This window comes from Nostoc sp. LEGE 12447 (assembly GCF_015206985.1).
Taxonomy (GTDB): Bacteria; Cyanobacteriota; Cyanobacteriia; order Cyanobacteriales; family Nostocaceae; genus Nostoc.
The window spans coordinates 39,887-66,476 of the sequence record NZ_JADEXT010000034.1 but is presented as its reverse complement, the minus strand read 5'-3'; the positions used below and the strand labels follow the sequence as shown (position 1 = coordinate 66,476).

20 protein-coding genes are annotated in these 26,590 nt (G+C 41.0%); 9 read left to right on the top strand and 11 right to left on the bottom strand.

Going from position 1 to position 26,590, the window contains the following annotated elements; genetic code table 11:
- Window positions 1–351: 351 nt before the first annotated feature.
- Window positions 352–1,686 carry an ATP-binding protein gene (locus IQ274_RS26835; RefSeq protein WP_194144001.1) on the top strand — a complete coding sequence of 445 codons (1,335 nt, stop codon included), beginning with the start codon at window positions 352–354 and terminating at the stop codon, window positions 1,684–1,686.
- 34 nt (window positions 1,687–1,720) lie between these two features.
- Window positions 1,721–2,845, top strand: coding sequence for a hybrid sensor histidine kinase/response regulator (locus IQ274_RS26830; protein WP_163929836.1), 1,125 nt, complete (start codon window positions 1,721–1,723; stop codon window positions 2,843–2,845).
- 32 nt (window positions 2,846–2,877) lie between these two features.
- Here the strand turns inward: IQ274_RS26830 and IQ274_RS26825 are convergent, their stop codons facing one another.
- Together IQ274_RS26825 and IQ274_RS26820 are read right to left on the bottom strand one after the other, a co-directional pair.
- Window positions 2,878–3,333, bottom strand: coding sequence for a response regulator (locus IQ274_RS26825; protein WP_163929837.1), 456 nt, complete (start codon window positions 3,331–3,333; stop codon window positions 2,878–2,880).
- 3,263 nt (window positions 3,334–6,596) lie between these two features.
- Window positions 6,597–8,036, bottom strand: coding sequence for an RtcB family protein (locus IQ274_RS26820; protein WP_194144000.1), 1,440 nt, complete (start codon window positions 8,034–8,036; stop codon window positions 6,597–6,599).
- A gap of 389 nt (window positions 8,037–8,425) precedes the next feature.
- On the opposite strand from IQ274_RS26820, the gene IQ274_RS26815 reads away from it, so the two are divergent.
- From IQ274_RS26815 to IQ274_RS26805, 3 genes are all read left to right on the top strand, one after another.
- On the top strand, window positions 8,426–8,620 hold the full coding sequence (locus tag IQ274_RS26815) for a heavy-metal-associated domain-containing protein (protein WP_114084902.1): 195 nt from the start codon (window positions 8,426–8,428) through the stop codon (window positions 8,618–8,620).
- Between the two features lie 119 nt (window positions 8,621–8,739).
- Window positions 8,740–11,022: a heavy metal translocating P-type ATPase gene (locus IQ274_RS26810; protein ID WP_194143999.1), complete on the top strand. Its 2,283-nt coding sequence runs from the start codon at window positions 8,740–8,742 to the stop codon at window positions 11,020–11,022.
- Window positions 11,023–11,041: 19 nt separating this feature from the next.
- Window positions 11,042–11,269, top strand: coding sequence for a hypothetical protein (locus IQ274_RS26805; RefSeq protein ID WP_163928787.1), 228 nt, complete (start codon window positions 11,042–11,044; stop codon window positions 11,267–11,269).
- Window positions 11,270–11,286: 17 nt separating this feature from the next.
- Here the strand turns inward: IQ274_RS26805 and IQ274_RS26800 are convergent, their stop codons facing one another.
- The 5 genes from IQ274_RS26800 to IQ274_RS26780 all read right to left on the bottom strand — a co-directional run bounded on the left by IQ274_RS26800 (window position 11,287) and on the right by IQ274_RS26780 (window position 17,612).
- Window positions 11,287–12,720, bottom strand: coding sequence for a sensor histidine kinase (locus IQ274_RS26800; RefSeq protein ID WP_194143998.1), 1,434 nt, complete (start codon window positions 12,718–12,720; stop codon window positions 11,287–11,289).
- Window positions 12,721–13,207: 487 nt separating this feature from the next.
- Entirely contained in the window at window positions 13,208–13,861 is a 654-nt protein-coding gene (locus IQ274_RS26795) for a glutathione S-transferase family protein (RefSeq protein ID WP_194143997.1), read from the bottom strand.
- A 139-nt stretch (window positions 13,862–14,000) separates the two neighbouring features.
- On the bottom strand, window positions 14,001–14,456 hold the full coding sequence (locus tag IQ274_RS26790) for a VOC family protein (protein WP_194143996.1): 456 nt from the start codon (window positions 14,454–14,456) through the stop codon (window positions 14,001–14,003).
- A gap of 34 nt (window positions 14,457–14,490) precedes the next feature.
- Window positions 14,491–15,492, bottom strand: a complete 1,002-nt coding sequence (locus IQ274_RS26785; RefSeq protein ID WP_194143995.1) for a glutathione S-transferase family protein — start codon at window positions 15,490–15,492, stop codon at window positions 14,491–14,493.
- A 137-nt stretch (window positions 15,493–15,629) separates the two neighbouring features.
- Entirely contained in the window at window positions 15,630–17,612 is a 1,983-nt protein-coding gene (locus IQ274_RS26780; protein ID WP_194143994.1) for an amylo-alpha-1,6-glucosidase, read from the bottom strand.
- 305 nt (window positions 17,613–17,917) lie between these two features.
- On the opposite strand from IQ274_RS26780, the gene IQ274_RS26775 reads away from it, so the two are divergent.
- Window positions 17,918–18,301 carry a hypothetical protein gene (locus IQ274_RS26775; RefSeq protein ID WP_163928793.1) on the top strand — a complete coding sequence of 128 codons (384 nt, stop codon included), beginning with the start codon at window positions 17,918–17,920 and terminating at the stop codon, window positions 18,299–18,301.
- A 93-nt stretch (window positions 18,302–18,394) separates the two neighbouring features.
- Here IQ274_RS26775 and IQ274_RS26770 read toward each other — a convergent pair whose 3' ends face one another.
- Entirely contained in the window at window positions 18,395–18,892 is a 498-nt protein-coding gene (locus IQ274_RS26770; RefSeq protein WP_163928794.1) for a quercetin 2,3-dioxygenase, read from the bottom strand.
- A 571-nt stretch (window positions 18,893–19,463) separates the two neighbouring features.
- Between IQ274_RS26770 and IQ274_RS26765 the strand changes: the two genes are divergently transcribed.
- A complete protein-coding gene (locus IQ274_RS26765; protein ID WP_194143993.1) occupies window positions 19,464–20,411 on the top strand; it encodes an NAD-dependent epimerase/dehydratase family protein in 948 nt (315 codons plus the stop codon).
- A gap of 160 nt (window positions 20,412–20,571) precedes the next feature.
- Here the strand turns inward: IQ274_RS26765 and modA are convergent, their stop codons facing one another.
- Complete coding sequence (modA, locus tag IQ274_RS26760; protein WP_194143992.1) at window positions 20,572–21,366, bottom strand: molybdate ABC transporter substrate-binding protein; 795 nt, start codon at window positions 21,364–21,366, stop codon at window positions 20,572–20,574.
- Between the two features lie 328 nt (window positions 21,367–21,694).
- Between modA and IQ274_RS26755 the strand changes: the two genes are divergently transcribed.
- A complete protein-coding gene (locus tag IQ274_RS26755; protein WP_194143991.1) occupies window positions 21,695–23,350 on the top strand; it encodes a B12-binding domain-containing radical SAM protein in 1,656 nt (551 codons plus the stop codon).
- Between the two features lie 213 nt (window positions 23,351–23,563).
- Here IQ274_RS26755 and IQ274_RS26750 read toward each other — a convergent pair whose 3' ends face one another.
- Together IQ274_RS26750 and IQ274_RS26745 are read right to left on the bottom strand one after the other, a co-directional pair.
- Window positions 23,564–24,019, bottom strand: a complete 456-nt coding sequence (locus IQ274_RS26750) for a cupin domain-containing protein (RefSeq protein ID WP_179075012.1) — start codon at window positions 24,017–24,019, stop codon at window positions 23,564–23,566.
- 271 nt (window positions 24,020–24,290) lie between these two features.
- Window positions 24,291–25,070: a cysteine hydrolase family protein gene (locus IQ274_RS26745; RefSeq protein WP_194143990.1), complete on the bottom strand. Its 780-nt coding sequence runs from the start codon at window positions 25,068–25,070 to the stop codon at window positions 24,291–24,293.
- An 81-nt stretch (window positions 25,071–25,151) separates the two neighbouring features.
- Here IQ274_RS26745 and IQ274_RS26740 point away from each other — a divergent pair, with 81 nt between their 5' ends.
- A complete protein-coding gene (locus tag IQ274_RS26740) occupies window positions 25,152–26,552 on the top strand; it encodes an amidohydrolase (protein ID WP_194143989.1) in 1,401 nt (466 codons plus the stop codon).
- The last annotated feature ends 38 nt before the right edge of the window (window positions 26,553–26,590 follow it).

Sequence of the window (26,590 nt, the reverse complement as noted above, 5' to 3'; positions counted from 1 at the left end):
TCAATAGTCTGGCAAACTAAACAGATTAAGGATACAACAGACTAAATTTAACCCAAGAATTAGCTTTGAAAGCAACTCCTGTAATTGTAATGACAACCTTAAAGCAAGATCAACACCGAGTGAAAGCTGACGACTTAAATCTAGCCAGATATATCCTCAAGCCTTTCATATTACCTAACTTTGTCAAGATGATAGCAAAACTAAACAAGTATTGAATATTGTGCTAAACGCCTTAGTCAATCAAGTTACAGATTTTAGATGTCCGAAAATCTTATATTTTTTTTTAATTGGATAATCTCAAAAGAGAAATGTTATACATCAACCTATGTTTGGCGGCAAAAATAAAAAACGATGGAAGAGACGCTGAAAATTTTGGTTGTAGACGATGACGAAGTAGACAGGATGGTAGTCCGTCAGTCCCTGACGATAGCAGGTATTCAGATGGAATTGTCTGAAGTCGACGATGGCAATGATGCGTTTTCTGCCTTAAGCAGTACTGCTTATGATTGTGTTTTCCTCGACTATGATTTACCAAACCAGGATGGACTAACCTTGATTCAACGGCTACGTTTTTCGGAAATTAAAGTTCCTATAGTAGTCTTGACTGGTCAAGGAGATGAACAAATGTCTGTTGAATTAATTAAAGCTGGTGCTACAGACTATCTCTCTAAGTCTAGGATATCACCAGAAAACTTGGCACAGGTTTTGCGGAGTGCGATTCGGATTTATCGGGCTGAAATGCAGGCGGCTTTGGCAAAAGAGCAGCTTAGAGAAAGTAATGAAAAACTCATTCGTAAGAACCAAGAGTTGGAGAGACAACAAGAACAGATTCAAATGCAAAACTTTAAGCTGTTGGAGGCATCACGGTTAAAATCACATTTTTTGGCCACTATGTCCCACGAACTCAGAACGCCGATGAATGCGATTATTGGTTTTTCGCAAATACTGCTGCGTCCTAAGTTCGGTCAACTAAGTAACCAGCAAGCAGATATGATTGAGCGCATCTTGAATAATGGGAAGCATTTACTGATGCTACTCAATGAAGTTCTTGACTTTTCTAAGCTGGAGATAGGACGATTAGACTTAAAGGCGGAAATATTTGATGTATCAAAGGTCGTAAATCTCGCTGTAGGTGAAATGCGTTCCCTCGCTGATGCTAAAAAGCTGTCATTGTTAGTGCAAACCGATTTGCAAAATCCTTTGATATTTAACGATCCTGTTCGGATCAGACAAATTTTAACTAATCTACTCTCCAATGCAATTAAGTTCACAGAGTCTGGTGAGATTTTGGTTGAAGTTAAGGAACTACCTACAAATCAAGTAGTAATTATTGTTCGGGATACAGGTATTGGTATAGCATCCAGAGATTTTAAACGTATCTTTGAAGCATTTCGCCAAGTCGATCAAACTATCACTCGCAAATATCCAGGGACTGGTCTGGGTTTAGCAATTGTAGATTCATTGGTGCGAATGATGGACGGCAAAATTTTTCTGGAGAGCAAATTGGGCATTGGTTCAATGTTTAAAATTGAATTGCCGCGTCAAATCACATTACAAAATGTGGCAGATGATCCTCCTAATTTACAATTAGACAGCGACGGAATTTTTGGTAGAGCAAAAAATCCCCATCAGTCATCTTCTCAAGCTAGGCAAGCACCGATAGGATATCCTAAATTTAAACTATAAATTACTTCCAAAAACTGAGAAAAATTTATAAATTATGTCTGTAGCTGAAAATAATAAAATTTATCGTATTCTCGCAGTTGATGACACTCGAGATAATCTTATTTTGGTTCAAGCGATTTTAGAAAGTGAGGGATATGAAATTGATTTGGCTTCAGATGGAATAAAGGCTTTGAGACAAGTTGAAAAATCTCCACCCGATCTGATTTTGTTAGATGTAATGATGCCGGGGATGGATGGTTATGAAGTCACGCGTCGGATTCGGAATAACCCAGCAATTAGTTATATTCCAATTCTGCTGATTACTGCTTTTCATGAATCTAGCGTTGTCGAAGGTTTAGATGCTGGTGCTGATGATTTTATTCGTAAACCATTTGATACGGATGAACTACTGGCAAGAGTGCGATCGCTATTACGTCTCAAGCACAGTCTGGACGAACAACAAAAAATGACTCGCCAACGGGAAGACTTTGTTTCCCGTCTGACTCATGATTTGCGAACTCCTTTAGTAGCTGCCGATCGGATGTTGAATTTGTTTGAGATGGAAACATTCTGCAAAATCTCGCCAGAAATGAAACAGGCGATCGCAGTTATGATTCGCAGTAACCAAAATTTGATGGAAATGGTAAACACCCTCCTAGAAGTTTATCGCTTCGAGGCAGGTAAAAAAACGTTGAATTGGGAAGTATGCGATTTACGTGAGATATCTGAAGAAGTAGTGAGTGAACTAAGCCCTCTAACGAATGAAAAAGGTCTGACCCTGACAACAGACACCAGTAAATTAGATCCACTGGCTAAAAATGCTGGGATTATTATGGGCGATCGCTTGGAACTACGCCGAGTGCTAAACAATTTGATCGCCAATGCCATCAAATTTACAGATACAGGAGGGATCACAATCCGCATTTTTGAAACATCACCTCTTCCAGGAAATCAAGATTCGGTAACAATTGAGGTACAAGATACAGGATATGGAATTGCACCCGAAGATCAGGCAACAATTTTTGAGCGATTTCGCCAAGGCAAAAATAAACGTTCAGGTAGTGGCTTAGGGCTACATTTATCCCACAGGATTGTAGAAGGGCACGCAGGAACTATCCAGGTTGCTTCTGAAGTAGGTAAAGGTACTTTGTTCACTGTCCAACTACCCAAGAACATTTAACTTTTTTACAGGGACATTTTTCTGCTGAATTGCTAATCTTGACAAAGTTCAAAAGCTGAGTAAGGAGAGAATTTTCCTGCCAATACACGGCGAATTATAGCCTCTAAGTCCTCAATCATATAGGGTTTGCTAATATAATCATCAAATCCTGCCTTGAGGATACGCTCTCGATCCTCCGTGGTAGCTAAAGCTGTGACTGCGATCACTGGAATTTTGGAAGTTAAGGGTTCTTGCTTTAGATGACGCACAACATCGATACCGCTAAGACCTGGTAACAAAATATCCAACAAAATTAAGTCCGGTTGATATTCTTTAGCCACCAGCACTGTTGCAGAACAATCTGTTTGACAAATAAATCTACAACCCATTAACTCAAGAGCATAACTAATCAGCAAAAGACTATCATCATGGTCTTCCACTGCCAAAATCAAAGGCTGGTGAGAGTTTTGCTGCTTTTCATCACTCATGAATGAATGTGCCAAATACATCTCTTCTCCAGAAGATTTTATTAGGATTCCTCGTCTGTATCTATTAGGGAGATACAGACAAAGCTTCGCGCGAACATATAGAATAGTACTCGGTCAGAATTAGCTAATGTGTTTTACTTTTGCCTATTTCATAATTCTTACCCACGCAAAAATTGCTGAGGGAAGAAGACCTCAAGCTGAGAGGTTTAGCGGATACTTTTCGATTATACGCAAAATTACAGAATATTTTCTTAATAAATTCACCATAACTTTATATAAAAAGATCAGATGATGATTTAAAACAGTATCGGCTTGAACTATGTATGCTTGGAGATTTTAAAGATACTAAATAAACATAAATAAACAAGTAATTCAAGTTATTAACTGTTAAATTTTGTACTAGGTTTTACGCACTTAATCTAATTTAGACACACTCTTTATTGGTTATACAGACGCGATTGTTTAGGTTAAACCAAGAGATTATTTTTGATATATTCCTCAAAAGAAGTAGCTTTTCATTTTTTGTCCAAGGCTATCTACTATTTTACTATAGCGCGATGTCTACGACGGGCCACACCTATGCAGAAATTTGTTTGTAGATTATTCTATTGAGATTATTGTGAGTATTCTATACTACAAAAACAACAGTAAAGAAAATATACAGCTTTATGACATCTCATTCACTTCACACCCTTTCTTTTATATTTTGAGTCAATGCATATAATTTACTACAGCCATTTTTGAAGTTTAATACGATACGCTTGGGTTAACGCTAAAAACTAAAACTAGCGTAGGTTGGGGAGCCACTGCGACCTTACGCTATCCCGACTTGTACCCCTGCGGGGAAGCAAGTTACGCATAGCTTGCTGCTTCCCGTTCGCGTAGCGTCTCCAAATGAGAAGGAGAACCTAACATTATCAAGACTTTGTTGAGTAACGCTTACACTCAAACCAATCTACTAGTCTGTCTCATTACATTTGAGGGATAAGAGAACAAACCGCATACTCCTAGATCGAAGCAAGCTACGCACAGCGTCTCGTTAGAGAAGGACGCTAAGAGCGTAAAGGAAGAAGGAAAGAAGATAAATTGAAATTTGATTCAGCTATCAGAATTAATGTGATAGACAACTACTATTCTTCTTAACTGAAACGGATTAAGTTTAATGCAACCAAAAAGTTGAGAATAATTTTGTTTAAGCTTTGTTAAATTAGACTATTAATGCATATCAATTTTATTTTTAATCACATCTATTGAAATATTTATCTATCTAAAGGGGGTTGAAATCACTCCCATATTATCAATAGAGCCTGATATCAGATTTTATAATTATTGTACACATCCTAGAGGAAGATGACCAGAATTAAGAGTAGCTCTAAATTAATTCTGGTGTGTCGAATAACTGCTTTCAATGAAGGTTTAGCACTCAGCTAAACCTTTTTTCATGCCTATGATTAGAGTATGTCAACACACTCTAGACAGATGAACTGAAATCAAAGTAATTATAAATTAGCAAGGTATGGTAAACACTTGGTATATATAGGGCATGGCTTTTAGCCATGCCTTTTTTGTGACTGATGCTAACCAACTGAAACATACAACATATTGCAAGTTAGTGAGGCAAAAAATATCGCGCATCCTCTCTAAGGCATCAGGCGAGGAGTTACAGGTTCTTCAACGGAGTACTTGCAGGATATTGGCCCTAGATTTCATACTTGATGTATAAGTATTAATCAAAAATTACTTCCAAAATCTCCTCTAACTTCCTATTAATAATATATGCATATCATGTTAAATAATGTTTGACACTATCCTAAAGAAGTAGAAAAGCCCATCAAAAAATGCCTGTTAGTGTTATTAAATACTATATATCAATAGAACAAGCAACAAAAAATTATCAATACCATATATAGATCAATATTCGTATCATTCTATAGATAGTAGAAATAACTATTTTACAAAGTTATTATTCAGCCTGTTAATGCCTGAAAAACGTGTATGCACCCTGGATATTCTTCCAGGGTCTTTTTTTGAAAAATTATAAGTAAAAGATAGACTTTGATCAGATTAGAAGTAAATTGATAGGCGATATTTTATACACTAAATTGAGCAGAAAAAAATAAAGAGGGGATATATCAGAATCTACCTTGATGATTAGAGTCTTTAGCCTAATCCAGAAATTTTTAAACAGGATTAACTTTAGGTAGATTTTTTGTGTATTTTTTCAAAAAATTAGTTAAGATTTTTACCAAGTTATGAAATACCAAATTTCTGAATATTTATACACATCCTCTAGGATGATGAACTGTAGTACAGAGTAGAACTAAATTAATTTTGTACGTTGTTAAGCACAGCAATTATTGAGGTTTGGTTCACAGCCAAACCTCTTTTTTACAAGTAACCAGGAAGTGTGCTATCAGATTTCAGAATATTTGGATACAGTCTATAGGAAGATGAACTAAAGTAAGAGTCAGTCTAAATTAATCTTGGTGTAGTAAATGCTTGGTATATATAGAGGCTTGGTTTAACCAAGCCTTTTATTATGTACAAGTCTTCAAGAAATTTGGATACAGTCTATAGGAAGATGAACTGCTAGAAAAGTCAGTCTAAATTAATCTGAAATGTCTACTTAAGCACTAAATCTATAGGTTTAGCACTGAGCTAAACCTATTTTCTGATCGAGTGAAGAGAAAGAAGCGATGCCGATAGCGTACCCCTACGGAGGCAGGCTACGTATGGTAGTTTCATACAAAAAAATAAAAATACATAAAGTATTGATTTCTTGTTTTGTGGCATGACTTTTTATCCCACTTCCATTCCTTTCTCCGAAACAGCTACGGTAGTGGTCTGTCAAGGAATAATTGACGAGTACATTCTCTCTCAGGACGGCGATTTATCGCGTCTCTCTAACGTATCAGTATGAGGGCTTTCTCAATACGGTTCGGTTAAAGGGGAAAGGGAAAAGGTTTTAAATACATCCTTGCCCCTTTACCCCTTACCCTTTACCCAGACCACAAGGAAAGTGAAAAATGCTTATCCGAACCGTATTGAGGGCTTTCTGGCTTATCCCAATACGCTTGGGATAAAACTAAAACTGGATCTAACTTGTGTGTATACCGTAGCATTGATGACACTGGGTAAATCCATCTAACTTATTGCAAAATAATCATCAATCTTATGCGTTAATTGCATTGGTACGGATTTATAATAGTTTCACAGATGCGATTCTAATATTAGGGAATAAAGATGGATACCCCTGGGTTGACCAGGGGCTTTTTATTTAGAGGCTACGCTTTAAACGTCAATACCGGACTCAATCGCGCCACAACGTCCACCATTTCTGCCTCAACCTGCACATCAATTACAGACTGAATGGGTTTGTAGGCGGCTGGTGCTTCTTCAATGCGGCGTTCTTCACGCAAGGTAATGCAGTCTATCCCGGTTAATCCCAGTTCTGCCTCATTTGGAGATGCACCTCTGCGATTGAGGTCGAAGCGAGAACGAATTCTTCCCGCCCCGTGTGAGGCCGAATTACAAAAGGCTGGATTGCCTTTACCCACCATCAGATAAGAATAAGCCCCCATTGAACCAGGGATAATCACTGGTTGCCCTGTATGGGCAGGACAAGCGCCCTTGCGTGTTACCCATCCTTTACCTTCCGGCAAGGTGATGTTATGCGGCAAGTCATAAACTAGAGGTGCTTCCACATCTTTGTATACTTCTCGTAAACGCAGACGTAGCAGTTCTGCTAACAGCAGGCGATTAATAAAAGCATAGTTAGCAGCAGTTGCCTCAGCTTGCAGGTAACTGGCGACTAATTCGGGGTGAGAATGTGTAGAGAGAGGAAAAATCTGAGAATCAGGGTACTTCAGACCTTTTTGCCAAGTCGCCTTAGCTTTATCTCGCCACATTCCCCCGATATACTTACCCACGTTTCGAGAACCAGAGTGAATCATAAAAGCCAGTTGTCCCTCGCGCACTCCCCAAGCGTGGGCAAGTGGGCGATTTTCGACTTTATCAACTCGCTGCACTTCTACAAAATGATTGCCGCCGCCAATGGTTGCCAGTCCGCCATCGCGTACCATTCCACTATCGGGAACCAATTCTTCAGGTGCAAGTTTCCAGTCACCATCCATTGAACCACCTAAGAAGATGCGTTCGCTCTCTTGGGCAAGTTGCTGCAAATCAGATTTGATTACACTCCCCGTAGGCCGATCTAGCATGGCATCCAGCCAACCGGGAATTCCGTATTGAAATAGCGATCGCATTGCGTCAGCAGTCATTGTCACATCACGCGTACCAAAGAAGTAATCCCCCTTCATCTTTTCGACGAATTGGTCGCGCTTTGCCATGAATTCGTCGATTGTCAAATCAGCAACGTGCAGGCGCATTCCACAATTGATGTCAGAACCGACAGCGCCAGGGATAACCTGACCCACAGTTTCCACAATTGAACCAATGGCAACACCCGCATCACCTGGGTGAAAGTCAGGGGTAGCACAGGCACGACAAACGCATCCACCAGATGGGTGGCGGACACTTGCCAAATTCGCTAGCTGCTTCAGTGCCTTAGCTTCTACGGGGAAGCCTTCTGGCAGTAGCACTTCTGCTACAGGGGCATCAGGAGAATTAACTAAACGGACAGAATAAGTGCGATTGTTGTAAGTTACATCCAAACCCTGCCGCTCTAAAGCACGCAGGAGACGTTTTAAATTTTTTGGCTGCATGAAAACTCCAAATTGAGCCTTAAAAAAGACTCTTGGTTGTGAAGAGAGTAGGAGACTTGGGTTCAGCAGCCGCGTCTCAAGTGGTGCGGAGGGTTATTTTCCCAGAATTGTGGGGAAAACAACAGGTTATATAGCTTTGATAACACACACTTGCATTGAAAAACAAGTGTTTTGTAGTATTTTGTATTCTTTGCATTTTATATACTACATCTGTAAATGAATTTGAACTTTAGCAAAAAACTTTTAAAATTCTCTAGACTCTCCAGCCGGCTAGAGAGTCTAGTATGAATTCAAGGGGACTCTCAACCAGAAATTTCTGATTGTTGACGATTATCCCTCAGTCATCCAACTTGGTTTGGCTAGGTTGTTCATTTTTATCCCGTAAATCTATGACTCTCCAACTCACAGTTCCCAATATGTCTTGTTCTGTTTGTGCAAGCACCATCACCAAAACACTTCAGGCAGTCGATGCTAATGCTAGCGTTCAGGCTGATCCAACAACCAAGCTTGTCAGTGTAGAAACTCAAGCATCAGAAACAGAAATTAAGGAAGCGTTGGCTGCTGCTGGCTATCCAGTTGCTTAAACGGGGACTGGGGAATGGGTACTAGGTATTGGGTACTGGGAAAACTGTTCCCTAATTCTCAAGCCCTAATCCCCAGTCCCTAATCCCCAGTCACTAGTCCCCAATCCCCAATCCCCAATATGGATACTCTCACACTCAAACTTCGAGGCATGAGTTGCGCTGGTTGCGCCAACAACATCGAAAAGGCAATTCGCTCTGTTCCTGGGGTGATTGACTGCAACGTTAACTTTGGAGCAGAACAAGCTGCCATCAGGTACGATCGCTCTCTAGCAAGTTTAGAGAAAATTCAAACTGCGATCGCAGCTGCGGGATACTCTTCTGACTCACTCCAAGAAGAATTGCTCTCTGAAGAAGATGATGCAGAGATTGCGAGTAGGCAAGCATTACAACGCGAACTTTTCCTCAAGGTAATTGTGGGAGGTGTAATCAGCATTTTCCTCTTTTTGGGGTCGTTGCCCATGATGACTGGGCTAAACTTCCCCTTAATTCCCAGTTTCTTGCAAAATCCTTGGGTACAGTTAGTCCTGACAACACCTGTCATTTTCTGGTGTGGTGGATCTTTTTACCGCAATGGCTGGAAAACCCTCAAGCGCCATACGGCGACAATGGACACGCTGATTGCTTTGGGTACAAGTGCAGCGTATATATATTCTTTGTTTGTGACTGTTTTCCCGAAATTTTTTATTGTTCAGGGCTTGATACCTCATGTTTATTATGAAGTTGCAGCCATTGTTATTACCTTAATTTTGTTGGGGCGGTTATTGGAAAATCGTGCTAGGGGACAAACTTCTGAAGCCATCCGCAAACTGATCGGATTGCAAGCCAGAGATGCCAGAGTTATCCGTGATGGTATAGAAATTGATGTTCCCATTGCTGAAGTCAGAATCAACGATGTGATTTTGGTACGTCCTGGTGAAAAGATTCCAGTTGATGGAGAAGTGATTGCAGGCGATTCGACAGTAGATGAAGCGATGGTGACTGGTGAAAGTTTGCCAGTCAAAAAGCAGCCAGGAGATGAGGTAATTGGGGCGACGATTAACGGTGCAGGTGCGTTTCAGTTTCGGGTGACACGAGTCGGAAATGATACGTTTTTGGCTCAAATCGTTAAACTGGTGCAACAAGCCCAAGGTTCTAAAGCACCAATTCAGCGCTTGGCAGATCAAGTTACAGGATGGTTTGTACCAGCTGTGATTGCCGTTGCGATCGCCACTTTCGTCATTTGGTTTAATTTCACGGGCAACCTTACCCTGGCAACAATGACAACGGTGGGTGTACTGATTATCGCTTGTCCTTGTGCTTTGGGTTTAGCCACTCCCACTTCTGTAATGGTGGGGACGGGCAAAGGTGCAGAAAATGGCATCTTGATTAAGGGTGCGGACAGCTTAGAACTAGCACACAAAATTCAAACCATCGTTCTAGATAAAACTGGCACTTTGACTCAGGGTAAACCCACGGTTACAGACTTTGTGACTGTTAACGGTACAGCTAATGGTAATGAAATCAAGCTTTTACAGTTAGCAGCAACAGTGGAACGGAATTCTGAGCATCCTTTAGCTGAAGCGGTGGTGAAATACGCCCAGTCTCAAGAGGTGAGTTTAACAGAGGTAAAGAATTTTCAGGCTAATGCAGGTAGTGGTGTCCAAGGAGTTGTTTCAAATCAGCTTGTGCAAATTGGTACACAACGCTGGTTAACAGAACTTGGAATTAACACTATGAGTCTCCAGCAGTATAAAGATGCCTGGGAAGCTGCTGGTAAAACAGTCATTTTGATTGCTGTAGATGGCGAACTACAAGGAATAATGGGTATTGCCGATGCCCTGAAACCTTCATCAGCAGCAGTGGTGAAAGCCTTACAGAAGTTAGGTTTAGAAGTAGTAATGCTCACCGGAGACAATCGTAAAACGGCTGATGCGATCGCAGGGGAAGTTGGCATTGAGCGAATATTTGCCGAAGTGCGTCCAGATCAAAAGGCGGCGATTATCCAATCTCTACAAGGGGAGATAGAGAAATCCCCCAATTCAAAATCTAAAATTGTGGCGATGGTGGGCGATGGTATAAATGATGCGCCAGCTCTAGCACAGGCTGATGTGGGAATTGCTATTGGTACAGGAACAGATGTTGCGATCGCAGCTAGCGATATCACCCTCATTTCTGGAGATTTGCAAGGAATTGTCACAGCAATTCAACTTAGCCATGCCACCATCAACAATATCAAGCAAAATCTCTTCTTTGCCTTTATTTACAACGTCATTGGTATTCCCATTGCGGCTGGAATTTTGTTCCCAATATTTGGTTGGTTACTCAATCCAATTATCGCTGGGGCTGCGATGGCTCTTTCTTCGCTATCTGTTGTTAGCAATGCCCTCAGATTGCGTAACTTTCAACCAAAAGCTAACTCATAATTGCAGGTTAATTTAGAAAATGTTCAGTAAAAAAATGCTTTGGGGAAGCCTTATAGCTTTAGTGCTTCTCACCGGAACACCAAGTGCAACATTAGCAGAAATGCCAGCCCACTCGTCAGAGCAAAACAGTCAATTTAACCACATAGAGCAACCTTTGGGTTTGAAAGTTGGTGTTGCGATCGCTGGTTTAACCTTGATTGGACTAGAGTTGTGGTGGTTTCTCCTCTATAAAAGTCCTGATTCTTGAGAGGATGTTTTAAAAATTCAGATAGCACTGCTATATGTCGGTAAACTAATTGTAAATGTACTCCCTTCCCCTAACTTTGATTGCACACTGACACTACCCCCCATACCTTCTACAAGTGTCTTGACAATAGATAAACCCAAACCACAACCCCCAGTAGTATGGGAGCGGGATTCATCTACGCGGTAAAATCTTTCAAATATCCGTGCTTGCTGTTGCAAAGGAATTCCATAGCCTCGATCGCAAACTTCAATAATTGCCCGATCTTCAAGTTGATTTAATTTAAAAGCTATGGGTGTATCAGCTTCAGAATACTTAATGGCATTATCAATCAAATTCAATAATACTTGTTTGAGGCGACTGTAGTCTACTTTCACCTCAATTTGATCAACTTTTGACTCGATTTTAATTATGCGATCGCTATATTTTTTTGCCATCATCACCACTTCTTCAACCAAGTCATTTAGCACATAAGATTTCATTTGAAAATATAAGTAACCATTATCAGCTCGTGCTAAATCAAGTAAATCTTGTAGCAGACGAATAGTGCGTTCAGCTTCCGATGCCGCAGTTTCCAAAGCTTCTTGTTGGGTTTGTGTTAAATTATTTTGCCTTCGTAAGACGCTTTGCAAGTAACCATGTACAATAGTTAAAGGTGTGCGTAATTCATGAGAAACATTACTCACAAATTCTCGTTCTTGCTTCCAAGATTGAGAGAGGCGCGATAAGAGCATAGTTAAAGTTTGAGCTAATTCTTTAACTTCGCTGGGTGCATTTTCAACCGATAGCTGCGATTGACCTAAATCTTCAGCCGAAATCACAGAAGCCATTTGATTTAGCTGACGTAGAGGTTGCAGAGAACGCTGGATGTAAAATGCGATCGCAGCAGTTAAAATAAAAATTGCCAAAACACTAATAATAGTTAAACTCTGCACCATTCCCAGAAACATTTTCTGTTCGCGGGTAATATCTTTGACTACAAATAACTCACCAAGTAACTTACCTTGAACTTGTACAGAACTACCACATAAAACAAAATAGCTTTCGTTTAATTTGTAAACTTGTGGTTTAATCGGCATCTTAGTCAAGGACATTAACTCAGCTACTTTAGTATCGGATACCAAATCTAAAGTGGCAGATTTTACTAAAATTTTATTATCAGGACTTTTCAACCATAATAAGATGTTGGTATTTGCCAAGTTATTAATAGCCTTTTGCAACCCAGTTTTCGGTTGCATCATTTCACTATAAATTTGCACATCTTGCGGCAAACGCTTGGCGATTTGTTCTATATTATACTTATGACTATCAACTAAGATTTGCTGCATTTTCCAACTAGTCCATGTAGCGAGGCTACCTAATACCAAAGCTGAAAATGATGCAATACCAACTGTGAGGCGTGATTGTAAGGAAAATGGGTCTATATTTATCCCAAATTTTATGATTTGCTTCACTGTTTCGGTTGCATTTTAGGTGTTTAATAAAGTTTGAAAAATAAAATCAGACTGCTAAATATAAAGTTACTGCTTAACTGCTACATCTTTAGTTATAGCTGATTTGAAGTTACCTCTGTTGCATACATACAGTTAAAAGTGTAGCTATTCCAAAAAGATTGCTAAATATTTTTATTTTATCGCCCTCTTCAAATCCACGAATTCTTGCCTAATAATAGTCTAAATGCATTTACTACTAATTAAATTAATTTTTGCTGAGAATTACCTTAATATTTTTAATCCTCAAAATGGTAACAAAGCAAATTTTGGTAACAATAAGCCTTTTTAATGAGTGCGAGAGAGAATGATATCTGGATGTTGTTATTGTTAGAGAGATCGCGTCTTTATCTTTCTCTATTTTGGTTCTTGATCCTTGGTAAACTTTGGATTCAAAGAATGCGGATTACTGTATATGATATTTAAGAGAACGGTTAGTGTCTAATTACTCTCATTGAGCAAATCGAGCGTAATGTTCGATATAAAACTTAGGAGGATTGGCGATCGAGCGCACGGATTCACGATTTGCTACGGCTGCCCACCATTTTTTGAGCCGATCTAGTCCCGGTGGTAATTGGAAGCCTAGAAAATACTCCAATACATTTAGCTGCTCGAACCAAGGATAATAAGTCAGATCGACTAGACTAATCTCCGACCCAAGCCAGTAGGGAGCGCTATCTGACAATTTGTGAAATGCCTCACGTTCGATAAATAGCAAGTGTTCGGCTAACTCTTGTAATAACCCTGCCTGTGGTTGAGGATCTCGGCTGTGTAACAATTTACCAGAAGCAGCGAACAATCGGGTATCAGCAAAGTTAATCCAAATCCGCGCATGGGCACGGTGAATCGGCTCTTTGGGTAACAGAGGTGGTTCGGGAAATATTTCATCCAGATACTCATTAATAATGCTAGATTCCCACACCCGAACATCACCATGCTTGAGGACAGGCACCTTGCCATAGGGAGAGATTTCTAGAAAGTTGGCGGGTTTGTTTTGCAAGTCGATTTCGACGATTTCAAAAGAAACGCCTTTTTCGGTCAGAGTTAAGCGCGATCGGTGTGCGAAGGGACACAAAGCCGCACTGTAAATTTCGATTTCAGTCATAGAGACAGCCTTTATATTGGGCAAAACAATTGGCTGCGAGCAAAATATGATAAATCATGATTATTTTCTCTGAATGCGATCGCAAATCGGCACTATTAATTAACTACAAACAGCGAAGGGGACTAACGCTAACTTCAACCTATTGGTTGATAGTCTCTAGATATGGCCGCGGTTGGTGAAAACCCTGGAGTGAAGCATCGACGATGAGACAAACTTCGATATGCATACCATCAGGATCGGAAAATGATAAGTTAAGTACTGGGCCAAGGTCAGCGATCGCGCCATCACTCACACCTCGATCTATGAGTTTGCGGCGGATAATCTGGAATGCTGATTCGGTTGGAGCATTCAAAGCTAAGTGGTCGATGTGTCCTCGTCCAAACATATCCGGCAATCCAGAACTATGAATATTATTAGGCATCTCTGCTGCGTGAAGCACACTCTGCGATCCAGCTAGCAGAAGTGCGTGACGAAAGGCTGGAGTCGTCTCTTGAAAGATTACTGGCATCTCGAATACATCAGTATAGAAGTCGATAAAGCGGTCTATATTTGCTGTCACCACTGCAACATGGTGGATACCTGATATAAGGCTCATGGTGTTACTCCAATTAGATTGTGCAATTTCTTTTCTATGAATAAAGAGCGATAACTTCTCTACGAGACGCTTTAGTGAAGCGATCGCGATCGTGCTGTTGGTCAAAATCAACGAGCGGCCCCTTCGGCACAATTCGATTTGGATTAATATCAGTCATGCTCATGTAATAGCCGCGCTTGGTATAGTCTAGATTGCAAGTCGCTTTGAATGGCTGACGCTGATATAGGTCTAGTAGATAATTCCAGAGATTTGGATAGTCGATAATTCGCCGCAAATTGCACTTAAAATGACCGTAATATACTGAATCGAACCGATACAGAGTTACAAACATACAAATATCGGCTTCGGTGAGTTGATTGCCACATAAATACCGTTGCTGGCTCAGAATGGCTTCCCATCGATCTAAACTCTCGAAAAGTTCTGTCACCGCATCTTCATAGGCTGCTTGCGAAGTCGCAAAACCAGCACGATATACACCAACATTGATTGGCAGATAGATTGCATCGATCGTTTCATCAATCTTATGCTGTAGGTCGCGTGGGTATAAGTCTATTTTTTGTGTTGCCAATTCCCCAAACTCTACATCAAACATCCGCATGATTTCGCGAGATTCGTTATTGATGATTGTTTGAGTTTGCTTATCCCACAACACCGGAACAGTAACTCGTCCTGTGTATTTGGGATCGGCTTTCAGATAAATCTCTTGCAAATATTGAGTGTGATTCACCCAGTCAGGAATAGCTCCCGGTGCTTCAGAAAACATCCATCCCTTGTCGCTCATAATCGGATCAACGATAGAGACTGAGATGGCATCATTCAAACCTTTGAGTTCTCGCATAATTAAAGTGCGATGCGCCCACGGACAAGCCAAGGAAACGTAGAGGTGATAGCGTCCTGCTTCTACCTTAAACCCACTAGAACCATCGGCGGTTATGCGATCGCGAAACGTTGTCGGCGTTTCATTGAACTTACCGCTAGGATCTGATTTTGTCCTATCAGTTGTCCATTCGCCTTTGCTCATCATTCCTGACGGCATAATTTCCTCCTAACACTAGGGCGTGTCTATAAACTTCTGAGGATTACTTCAGCATTACGTCTTTCCTTTTCTGAAGGATGTTAATTTCTTAAAAATTCTTGACAAAATCGACTTTGCAGAGCCAGAGATTCCCTGCATCAACTCTCTGTTGCAAACCAAGCGCGTAAAACCTCTGCCACTGTCCACGCTTGGGCAATACATCCCCGTGGAGTCATCGGGGCATCACCATCAAAAATTTCGCTGAGACTACCAAGACCATGTGCAGTGAGATGATTAGCTATTGGTTCCAAAAATTGACGAGCCTGCTCAGGATTTTTGTAGACGCGCAGGTGTGCTAGAACGAACGGTCCCAATAACCAACCCCAAACTGTCCCCTGATGATAAGCGCCATCACGTTGATACTGATTACCACCGTATTTACCCTGATGTTGAGGATGGTCGGGCGCTAGCGATCGCAATCCATGAGAAGTCAGCAGCGATCGCCCGCAAACTTCCACTACACTCTTCTGCTGGGCAAGTGTTAACGGGCTTTCTGGTAGCGAAACAGCAAATATTTGGTTAGGTCGCAATGCTGCATCATCACCATCAGGACTGTCTAGAACGTCATAGCAATAACCTGCCTCTTCATTCCAGAAGCGAGAAAATCTATACTTCGCCCGGTCTGCCATTGCCTCATATTCTTGGTGTGGTTTACCAAGGTGACGGGCAAACTTTGCCATTGTCCGTAAAGCATTATACCAGAGGGCATTAACTTCAATCGGTTTGCCAATTCGGGGCGTAACTACCCAATCATCAACTTTGGCATCCATCCAGGTCAGTTGTACACCTGCAACGCCTGCATAAAGTAAGCCATCGGCTGCATCGAGATGGATGTTGTAGCGTGTACCGCGACAGTGCCAATCAATGATTTCTGCAAGTATGGGAAAGAGTTCACCAAGCAAAGTATCATCATCTGTAGCACTGTAGTAGGCGCGGACTGCTTCAAAGTACCAGAGAGTGGCATCGACTGTATTATATTCTGGTTGATCGCCCGCATCAGGAAAGCGATTTGGCAACATTCCCTGGTCTACGTATCTGGCAAAGGTGCGAAGAATTGAGCGTGCTACCTCTGGACGACCAGTGGAAATTGTCAAACCAGGTAGACTAATCATCGTGTCGCGTCCCCAGTCGCTAAACCAGTGATAACCAGCGATGATAGTTTTACCGTAGGGGTCTTCTGGCATTGGACGGTCAACAATAAACTGGTCAGCAGCTAGTATTAGTTGCTTGATCCAGATAGGCGATTCCTTGGTCTTGAGGGGTTGATTAGTTTTCCAAATTCCAGTTAGCTTCTGCTCTTGAGCGCGACGTAACTTAAGTGCAGCCTCGGCATTGAGATTTGCTTGCTTTTCTGTACTGGCTATAAATGCGATCGCTTCCCCAGGATTTAGTGTAACTTCAAAAGTCGCAGCGTGGAGATGGTCTTCTTTATCTCTCAATCCCCGATAGCGTTCAACAGCCAATTCAAAGCCATAATACCAATTGTCGGCGACAGATGCGCTACCACCATCACTCAATAAATACACTGGCGCAGCACCCGGATAGGCAGTTACACAAATCCCTTGTTCGACTTCCTCAATAGACATCTTCCAGCCATTGCTTTGGGTGTCGCTGTGATAATCGCGGTAGTTGACCATTGCTTTGAGGGTCAACTTCAGAGGTTGCGTGGCACGACGCAAAGTATATTGCACATAAGTTGTATTAACACCTTGTTGCATCCACACCCGTTTTTCTAACAAGGCATCGGCAACAGCAAAACGCCATAAGGGAATTGTACCTTCCAGAGAAAAACGTTCAATATTTTGATAACCGTGAGGACTGACAGTCCCATCAGCCCAACGATTGGTGTCTAGAGAATAAGAGCGATTGTCATACAGGATAGTTTCATCTAGTTTTGCCAGTAGTAAGGTACGACCTAAAGGTGGTTTCAATGCTGCTACCAATAGTCCGTGATAGCGGCGCGTCAATAAACCAGCCACAGTTCCAGAAGCGTAACCACCAATACCGTTAGTAACTAACCATTCCCGTGACTCTGCCGTGTCAAGATTGCCGCAGATTTCCCGCCCAAATTCTATACACATAAGTCAACACTTTTCCTTGGGATCAATATTTGGATTATGGATTATGAATCCTCTAGTGTGCTGAGAATGGTATTAAGAGTTCTAAAATCTTAACTGGCGATCGCGGTTAAATAAAATACATTTCTCCGGGTAATATTAAATACAGGTATCCTTGGTAAGACATTTCTGCAAGTAGAAGCTAAAATGCCTCTAAACGATTCTTTAAGGTTATTGCAGAAGCACCCACCCTCAAGGAAGTAGGGAGGGCAAACTATAATATTTTACTCATTGTCAGCGAATTTTCTAATCAAAAGAGGAAGAATAGAGTGTTGAAAGATGTTGAACGTTATATTCCTTCAGAAGAAAAATATTTAGAGGCATTCCACTCAATTTATAAAGGATTGACTCCGGGACACCAAGCTATCTTGAATAAGTTGTATCAGCATTGTTACTTTATGAAAGACAATCGCAGATTACGCACTTGGGAGTTATCTGAAGCGGCGGGATATGATGGTGACTCTTCTGGCCAAATTGGTCATTTAGGTGGAAAGTTCAGCCAATTCTTTGGAGTAAAAGATGATGAATTTGGGCAACCAGCACTTGCAATAATTAGTTGGTTTGCAGATGAAACAAATGGGCATTGGTACATTGAGCTAATTCCAGAAGCAGCTAGAGCATTTAAGCGTTTTCATATTGAAACGCTCCAATAGAAATGTTGATTAGGTTCGTTAGCGATCGCTCCTCTGAGACTTTCTCGCACTGTTGTTTGGTGTCTAACTGCGATCGCTTATAGTTATATTAGCTTATATCTGCGAAGAGACAGCAGACGGCGGAATAATTTTAAGACCATATTTAGAAGCAGCAGCCAATGCTTTTTCCATATCTGCGGGACTAACGCTAGGTAATTGCATTCTCTCTGAGGCTGGCACACCTACTTCCATAAAAAACTTCTCTAACCCTGCTGGTGTGAACCAACAAAGTAATTTTGCTGGCTTTGCACCAATATTTGAAAACCTGTGGAGTTGACCTTTGGGAGAGTGGAAAAAAGTTCCAGGAGTTGCTAAGATAATTTGCTCATCAAGCTGAAATTCCAATTCTCCCTCTTGAATATAAAAAGCTTCGTCTTCGTGACTATGAATGTGGGGAGGTGTACCGTTTTGTGGTTGAACGGTAATCTCAACTAGAGCATAAGCTTGACCAGTTTCTTCACCCACTGCCTTAAAAGTATACAAATCCCCAAGCACCCAGTATGAAGAACCTTGTCCCGGTTGCTGTAATATTCCTTGTAGATTGACTGTCATAGTTATTCCCTTTTGAGATGTTTTCTATTACAAATTTCTCATAAAAATCTAATTTTTCAGTCTTTAAAGCTTTGACCCCGGCGACTGTTCAAGTTCTGTCTAGAATATTGTTGTAGTAACCCATGCTACAAAACGGTCTATAATGACCAAGGTTGGGATGGTCTACTACTATTTCTAAGATACAAGGTTGGGTTAAGCAAAGTGCAACCCAACATAAATAAGGTGGTAATGTTGGGTTTCGTTCCTCAACCAAACCTACGCAGCTTAAGGTTTTTATCGCTAACTGAACCGTATTGGATTTTAAGACCATTTCGTGATTGGAATTTCAACTGCTTTTATTCTCAAGATTAAATTCTGTCAACTAGTATATTTGCTTAGTCAATTTTGTCATACAATAACCAAACAAATATACTTGAATTAATTAGATTATAAGTATATTTATTTAAGTAATACTTGTGTTTAAAACAGTACAATAATTGATTAAAAATCAAGCTTAAGTAATGACGATTATTGATTACAAGTACTAACCTGTGAATATAGAAATTTATGAAAATAGCAAAAAATAGCTAACATGGCTAAAATTATCGTTACTGGAGCAGCAGGCTTTATTGGTTCTCACCTCGTAGACATCTTGCTACAACAAGGGGAAGAAGTCATTGGGATTGATGAATTCAATGATTATTACGATCCTATGTTAAAGCGTAAGAATGTTGCACACTTACATAGCTCACCTAATTTTACATTAATTGAAGCAGATATTCAGTTTTTAGATTGGCAGGAACTCTTAAAAGATGTTGATGTCGTTTACCATCAAGCAGCACAAGCAGGTGTCAGGGCAAGCTGGGGTAAGGCTTTTCGAGGTTACACAGAACGAAATATTAATGCTACGCAAGTTTTGCTAGAAGCGGCTAAAGATGCAAAACACTTGAAAAGATTAGTGTTTGCTTCTTCGTCAAGTGTATATGGTGATGCAGAAACTTTACCCACTCACGAAGGAATTTGCCCTGAACCTGTTTCTCCTTATGGCATTACTAAGCTAGCGGCTGAAACTTTGTGCAGACTGTATCACAAAAACTTTGGTGTGCCATCTGTATCATTGCGCTATTTCACAGTCTATGGGCCTAAACAACGCCCAGATATGGCATTTCATAAGTTCTTTAAATCCATTTTGCAGGATGAGGCGATTCCTATTTACGGCGATGGACAGCAAACGCGGGAGTTTACATTTGTTGGTGATATAGTGGCGGCCAATTTAGCGGCTGCTTCCACACCCCAAGCAGTGGGAGAAATTTTTAATATCGGTGGTGGTAGCAGGGTGGTTTTAGCAGAAGTCTTAGATACGATTGAAGAAATCGTTGGCAAACCCATCAAAAGAAACCACATAGAAAAAGCGATGGGAGATGCACGCCACACTGCTGCTGATGTATCTAAAGCGCAGAAAATTCTGGGATATCAGCCACAAGTCTCTCTAAGAGAGGGTTTAACGCAGGAATGGCAGTGGATTAAGTCGTTGTATTAAAGGGTATGGGGCATTGGGAATTGGACATTGGGCATTGGTTATTCTCCTTTAAAACTTATGCACAAAATATCCCCCAACCCTTTTAAAAGGGGTTAGGGGGATCTAAAAGTGCCTCAAGTCACAGCAAAACACTTATTTAAATGAACTCTTAAGCTTCTTGCTAACTTACAAGAAACCCATATTTTTTGAGTACTGTCTTGGCTTCACTGCCAGATAAAAATTGAATAAACTCTTTGGCTGCTGGAATATTTTTACTGCTTTTAATTACTGCCATTGGATAGACAATTGGTGAGTGAAACTTATCGTCAGCAGCAACTACGACTTTTACCTTGTTGGAAATCTTGGCATCAGTAGTATAAACTAAACCCGCTTCAGCGTTACCACTTTCTACTGCTGCTAAAACTTGACGCACGTTGTTAGCAAAGACTAATTTGGGCTTTACCTGATTATAAAGTTTCAATTTCTTTAAGACTTGCTCCCCATATTGACCGGCGGGTACACTTCTGGGTTCACCGATCGCAATTTTTTTAATCTTACTATCTGTTAAATTGTAGAAGCTAGTGATGCCAACAACATCCTGAGCCACAATCAAGACTAGACGGTTATTTGCCAAGTTAGCACGGCTACCTGTTACCAAAAGTCCTTTTTGTTCTAGGGCATCCACTTGCTTTTTGCCAGCAGAAATAAAGATATCTGCTGGGGCACCTTGCTCAATCTGTTGTTGCAAGGCACCAGAAGCCCCAAAATTATAAGTAATATTGACATCTGATTTACTTTGTTGGTACAAAGGCTTAATTTCCTCTAGTGCCTCTTTTAAGCTGGCGGCTGCGGAGACGAGGATAGTGCTGTTTGACTGTGCTATTACCGGAAAAGGATTAACTAACGGTAAACCAATTGCCAGGAGCAAACCAGCAACTGCTATACCCAATAAGCCAAAAATTTGTCTTCTTTTCATAGAAAAGGCGTTTGAGAAATTTCTTCCATAAAATTGATGCTAGGTAAAATAATACCAAAATACCAACATATAACCAACTATATCGGTAATTACTTTTTTCCTAAGCATTCTAGATGAATTAACTCATAAGCCAGAATCTGGCGACTCAAACGCATCCGTAATTGCAAAACTGCATTCTGAGAAAGGGCGAACATGCCCTTCTAGGAGAAATTTTATATTTTACGGTTAAAAACTTCTGAAAGATCGCGGTAAGCTAGTTGGAATTACAACTGAATTGTGTCAATAAATTGTCAAATTAACTGCTCAGTCTTCTGGGGTGAAATTTGCGATGACCGTAAATCTTAAGTCTTTAGAGAATCCAACTTATATAGCGGCCGATTCCAAAACCGCTTCTAACACTAAGAGAACCAGCTACGTTCCATCGAACCATCGACGCATTCTTTGCATCTTTCCTAAGTATAGCCGCTCCTTTGGTACTTTTCATTACGCCTACCCACTGATGGGTAATGTCCGGGCTTTTATGCCACCCCAAGGTATTTTAATTGTGGCTGCCTACTTACCTCAAAAATGGGAAGTGCGGTTTATTGATGAGAATGTCAAATCAGCAACCAGGGCTGATTACCAATGGGCTGATGTGGTAATTGTGAGTGGAATGCATATCCAAAAACCACAGATTAATCAAATTAATGAACTTGCCCATCGAGCCGGGAAAATCACAGTGGTGGGTGGCCCTTCGGTATCTGGGTGTCCAGAATATTATCCTGAATTTGACATTTTACATTTGGGTGAGTTGGGAGATGCTAGCGATCGCATGATCGAGTATCTAGACCAAAACTTAGAACGTCCTCAAAGGCAAATCCGCTTTGAAACGAAAGAACGTTTACCTTTAACAGAGTTCCCAACTCCAGCTTATCATTTGCTGGATATCGATGATTATTTCTTAGCAAATGTGCAGTTTTCTAGTGGTTGCCCTTATCGCTGCGAGTTTTGTGATATTCCAGAACTCTATGGCAACAGTCCCCGGATGAAAACACCAGAGCAAGTGGTTGCCGAGCTAGATGCAATGCTACAATCTGGCAATATGGGGGCAGTGTATTTTGTCGATGATAACTTTGTTGGCGATCGCCGCGCTGCCATGAAGTTACTTCCTCACCTGATTGACTGGCAAAAACGCAATGGCTACCCCATCCAGTTTGCCTGTGAAGCAACCCTCAACCTAGCCCAAAGTCCAAAACTGCTGGAGATGATGCGCGAAGCCTATTTCTGCACAATCTTTTGCGGTATCGAAACACCTGAACCAGATGCTCTCCATGCTATTTCTAAAGATCAAAATCTGAGTATGCCAATCTTAAAGGCAATTCAGGTTTTAAATAGCTATGGCATGGAAGTAGTTTCAGGAATCATTATCGGGTTAGATACAGATACACCAGAAACAGCAGACCGAATTATCGAATTTATTCGGGCATCTCAAATTCCTATGTTGACAATTAATCTACTTCATGCATTGCCTAGAACTCCGTTATGGCGGAGGTTAGAAGCAGAAGGACGACTTTTATTTGATGAAAGCCGGGAATCAAATGTTGAGTTTTTGATGCCCTACGAGCAAGTTGTCGAGATGTGGCGGCGCTGCATCACAACTGCTTATGAGCCGGAATTTTTATATGAGCGGTTTGCTTACAATATGGAACACACCTATCCAAATCGCATCGAAGTACCTAACAGTCCTGCTCGCACTTCTGGGGCTAATATCCGTAAAGGTTTAACTTATTTAACTAATATTTTGCTGCGGATAGGCTTATTTAGTAACTATCGTCAGACTTTCTGGAAAATGGCCAAGCCAGCGCTGAAAGCAGGTGATATTGAAAACTTGATTCACGTCGGACTTGTGGGACATCATTTGATTAAGTTTGCACAAGATTGTTCCAAAAACGAAGAATCGGCTTCGTTTTATTCACAAAAAATCCTCACAAAAGTTCGTAGCTAACTCTCCAAACAAGGAACATCACATTAGTTATTCCCAGTCATAGGCTGGGAATAAGATAACTCTCCACTTTTTTAGTTTAAGACCCCCACTAAATACTTGATTTAGTGGTGCAACAATTCAGTGGCGGGTCTGAATCCCCCACTGATTCATTCTGACTCCTGTTAGCGGTAGCGGGGCGTTTAGCCCATTCTGACTTCTGAATTCTTCTTCAATTTAACAGGGCATCAAAGTATTGAATCTCCCCAGTACAGCCATATCTTCTGCATCTAACTCCGTCGGAATGCCACTGCGAATCAATTCCGAAAAGTCTTCATTGGGAACCATCACAGTCAACGTATACAAGCGAGTAGAACCAGTATTTTTAATCAAATGAGTCCCAGTGGGAGGCACTAATAAACTATCTCCAGCTTTGATCGTGGCACTCTTGCCGTCACACATAGCGATCGCTTCGCCTTTGAGGACAAAAAACATTTCCACCGCCCACTGATGGCGATTTGGCGGTGTTTGTCCACCGACATCAAAAATTTCTATACAGCAAGTTAAGGAAGTATTAGCATTTGTCGAATCGAAAATAATTGCTAATCGATTAGAGTCATTGGGACTAATGCGATATACTTGGTAATCTTTGGGAGACTTGATAACCGGAATTACACAACGAGTAGCGTACATTTATTTATCCCCTCTAAAGTTATCGATGGGTATGAAAATTCCTAAAATCTTAGTCTTGAATATTCAGTTATGAGTTGTCAGAAATGACGCAAACAATGCCAGTAAAAAAGATTTTCAGGTAGGGGCAATTCATGAATTAATTGCCTCTACTTTGTGGGTTATGCGTAAGTTTTAAGTTGTATAAATGACAAAATCACTAATTGCTAAACACTAAATACTCCTCATTCAACCAATTTTGAATTTTGGATTGAAGGAAAAATCTAAAATCTAATCACTCCTCATTCTTTTGCAGCGCTGTTAAAATCTCGTGGGAGTCAGTGACAAAACCGAAGCATTGTTTAACATTGTACAACGTTGCTAGCCAACAATATTCAGGCGAAGTAGTAGCGCTACAATCTTTAACTAACACGCAGTCATATCCTAAGAAATTGGCATCACATAAGGTAGCTAGCACGCACTGATCGGCATTAACACCAGCAAAAAATAATGTTGTGCTTCCCAGATTCCGCAAGATACTATCTAATGGGGTATCCCAAAACCCACTCATGCGATATTTGTCCACACTAATATCTTCAGGAAGCTGTTCTAGTTCGTCTACTACTGCCGCGGCCCAACTACCCGCCATTAGTACTCTTGCACCATTGCTTGGTAGGGGATCGCCTAATCCCACGCCTGCCCCTGTGGGGTTATAGACATGACGCGAACCAGCACTAATATTGAGCAAGTCGGGACGATTCCCCCAATTTATCCAAATGACTGGAACACCTGCTTCACGAAGTTCTGGAAGTAAGTTATTCAAAGGTTTAATCGGCTGACGTGCTGGAGTTACATCCACGCCAATATGCGCTAACCAGCCATCAGGGTGACAGAAGTCGTTTTGCATATCAATGACGAGAATAGCGGCTTTTGCCAAGTCTAAACGCAGGGTTTTAGTTTCTGTTGATAAAATAACGGGTTGTGGGGGTTTTTGAGGACGAGTGATATCTGCGATCGCATCATTCACTGTCCACGCATTTGGTGAGACTCCCAATGTCCGAAAAGGCAAATTCATAAAATTGCAATACCCAACACCATTTTCTATCTTGTAACTTGAAATTCAGTTGAAAATACAATTACTTAATCAAGGTTAAATATGGTAAATTTTACTATTCAAAATGTTTTAATTGCCGCCAGTGATGATTATGCGACGGTAGATGTACAGATTGTAGATGGGGCAATTGCAGCCATTGCCCCCAATCTACCAGTAATCGGCACTGTCATAGATGGCAAAAATAAACTGCTGCTACCTGGTTTTTTCAACGCCCATACCCACTCATCAGAGATGTGGCAACGGGGAATCATGTCAGTTTTGCCTTTAGAATTGTGGTTGGCGGAACTGTATGATTTTGCCCCCCTGGACACTGAACAGGTTTATCTCAGCGCCTTGGGTACTGCGGTAGAAACCTTGCTTTCTGGCGGTACGAGTGTAGTAGATCACCTAGTGTTAATTCCCGGACTTGAGTTAGAAACGATCGCCACTGCAACCCGCGCTTACAGAGAAGTTGGGATTCGCGCCTTTATCGCCCCCTTAATTCAAGATGAATCCCTTAGTGCAGGGATTCCATCTGGAGAATCAGCAAGAACTCATGAACCTTATCATCGCTCAACTGCGGCAACATTGGAAGTTATCGAAGAGGCGGTGAGACAGTTTCATCGCCCGGATGAAGGTGTAAATATTTTGGTCGCACCAACGGGAATACAATTGTGTACTGATGCTTTATTTACGGGATGTATCGAGTTAAGCGATCGCTATAATCTTTGTCGTCACTCCCATTTACTCGAAACTAGGGCACAGGAAAAACTCGCCCAACAAAAGTATGGTTGTACTGCTGTAGAACATTTGAAAAGAATCGGGTTTTTGAGCGATCGCACAACTCTAGCTCATTGCGTTTGGTTAAATGATGCGGATATCGCCATCCTCGCCGAAACTGAATCTACAGTTGTTCATAATCCCTTAAGTAATTTGCGTTTAGGCAGTGGCATTGCCCCAATTTTAAAATATCGTCAATCTGGAGTAAATGTAACTTTTGGTTGTGATGGTGCTTCTAGTAATGACTCCCAAGATTTGCTAGAAGCAATCAAAATGGGTTCTATTTTACATAATATTACAGACTCAGATTATCAATACTGGATTACGCCCCGACAAGCAGTAGAAATGGCATCTTTAGGAGGTGCGAAGGGACTGAATTTGGCAGACAAACTCGGTTCCCTTACTGTGGGAAAACAAGCAGATTTAGTACTTTATGATCTCACCAATTTATCATTGCTTCCGCGTACAGACCCCATTGGTTTATTGGTTTTAGGCCGTCCTACCAATGTTGTTAATAGTGCTTGGGTTAATGGCAAGCAAATTGTTGCTGATGGTAAAGTTACCACAATTAACGTTGATGAATTGCGAAAAGAATTATTTAATCGCAGTCAATGGGAGACAAAGCGTAAGTCTGAAACCGTCGCGCAAATTGAAGCACATTATCGCACAGTTATGGGGTTGTGAAAGACAAATAAATACAGAAATGCGGCAAAAAATTCGTA

Excerpts from the sequence above, each read along its gene's own strand:
- IQ274_RS26770 (WP_163928794.1), bottom strand. The coding sequence starts at position 18,892 with ATGACAGTCAATCTACAAGGAATATTACAGCAACCGGGACAAGGTTCT.
- IQ274_RS26765 (WP_194143993.1), top strand. The coding sequence starts at position 19,464 with ATGGCTAAAATTATCGTTACTGGAGCAGCAGGCTTTATTGGTTCTCAC.
- IQ274_RS26820 (WP_194144000.1), bottom strand. The coding sequence starts at position 8,036 with ATGCAGCCAAAAAATTTAAAACGTCTCCTGCGTGCTTTAGAGCGGCAG.
- modA (WP_194143992.1), bottom strand. The coding sequence starts at position 21,366 with ATGAAAAGAAGACAAATTTTTGGCTTATTGGGTATAGCAGTTGCTGGT.
- IQ274_RS26810 (WP_194143999.1), top strand. The coding sequence starts at position 8,740 with ATGGATACTCTCACACTCAAACTTCGAGGCATGAGTTGCGCTGGTTGC.
- IQ274_RS26755 (WP_194143991.1), top strand. The coding sequence starts at position 21,695 with ATGACCGTAAATCTTAAGTCTTTAGAGAATCCAACTTATATAGCGGCC.
- IQ274_RS26805 (WP_163928787.1), top strand. The coding sequence starts at position 11,042 with ATGTTCAGTAAAAAAATGCTTTGGGGAAGCCTTATAGCTTTAGTGCTT.
- IQ274_RS26825 (WP_163929837.1), bottom strand. The coding sequence starts at position 3,333 with ATGTATTTGGCACATTCATTCATGAGTGATGAAAAGCAGCAAAACTCT.
- IQ274_RS26785 (WP_194143995.1), bottom strand. The coding sequence starts at position 15,492 with ATGCCGTCAGGAATGATGAGCAAAGGCGAATGGACAACTGATAGGACA.
- IQ274_RS26745 (WP_194143990.1), bottom strand. The coding sequence starts at position 25,070 with ATGAATTTGCCTTTTCGGACATTGGGAGTCTCACCAAATGCGTGGACA.
- IQ274_RS26780 (WP_194143994.1), bottom strand. The coding sequence starts at position 17,612 with ATGTGTATAGAATTTGGGCGGGAAATCTGCGGCAATCTTGACACGGCA.
- IQ274_RS26795 (WP_194143997.1), bottom strand. The coding sequence starts at position 13,861 with ATGACTGAAATCGAAATTTACAGTGCGGCTTTGTGTCCCTTCGCACAC.
- IQ274_RS26830 (WP_163929836.1), top strand. The coding sequence starts at position 1,721 with ATGTCTGTAGCTGAAAATAATAAAATTTATCGTATTCTCGCAGTTGAT.
- IQ274_RS26750 (WP_179075012.1), bottom strand. The coding sequence starts at position 24,019 with ATGTACGCTACTCGTTGTGTAATTCCGGTTATCAAGTCTCCCAAAGAT.
- IQ274_RS26790 (WP_194143996.1), bottom strand. The coding sequence starts at position 14,456 with ATGAGCCTTATATCAGGTATCCACCATGTTGCAGTGGTGACAGCAAAT.
- IQ274_RS26835 (WP_194144001.1), top strand. The coding sequence starts at position 352 with ATGGAAGAGACGCTGAAAATTTTGGTTGTAGACGATGACGAAGTAGAC.
- IQ274_RS26815 (WP_114084902.1), top strand. The coding sequence starts at position 8,426 with ATGACTCTCCAACTCACAGTTCCCAATATGTCTTGTTCTGTTTGTGCA.
- IQ274_RS26740 (WP_194143989.1), top strand. The coding sequence starts at position 25,152 with ATGGTAAATTTTACTATTCAAAATGTTTTAATTGCCGCCAGTGATGAT.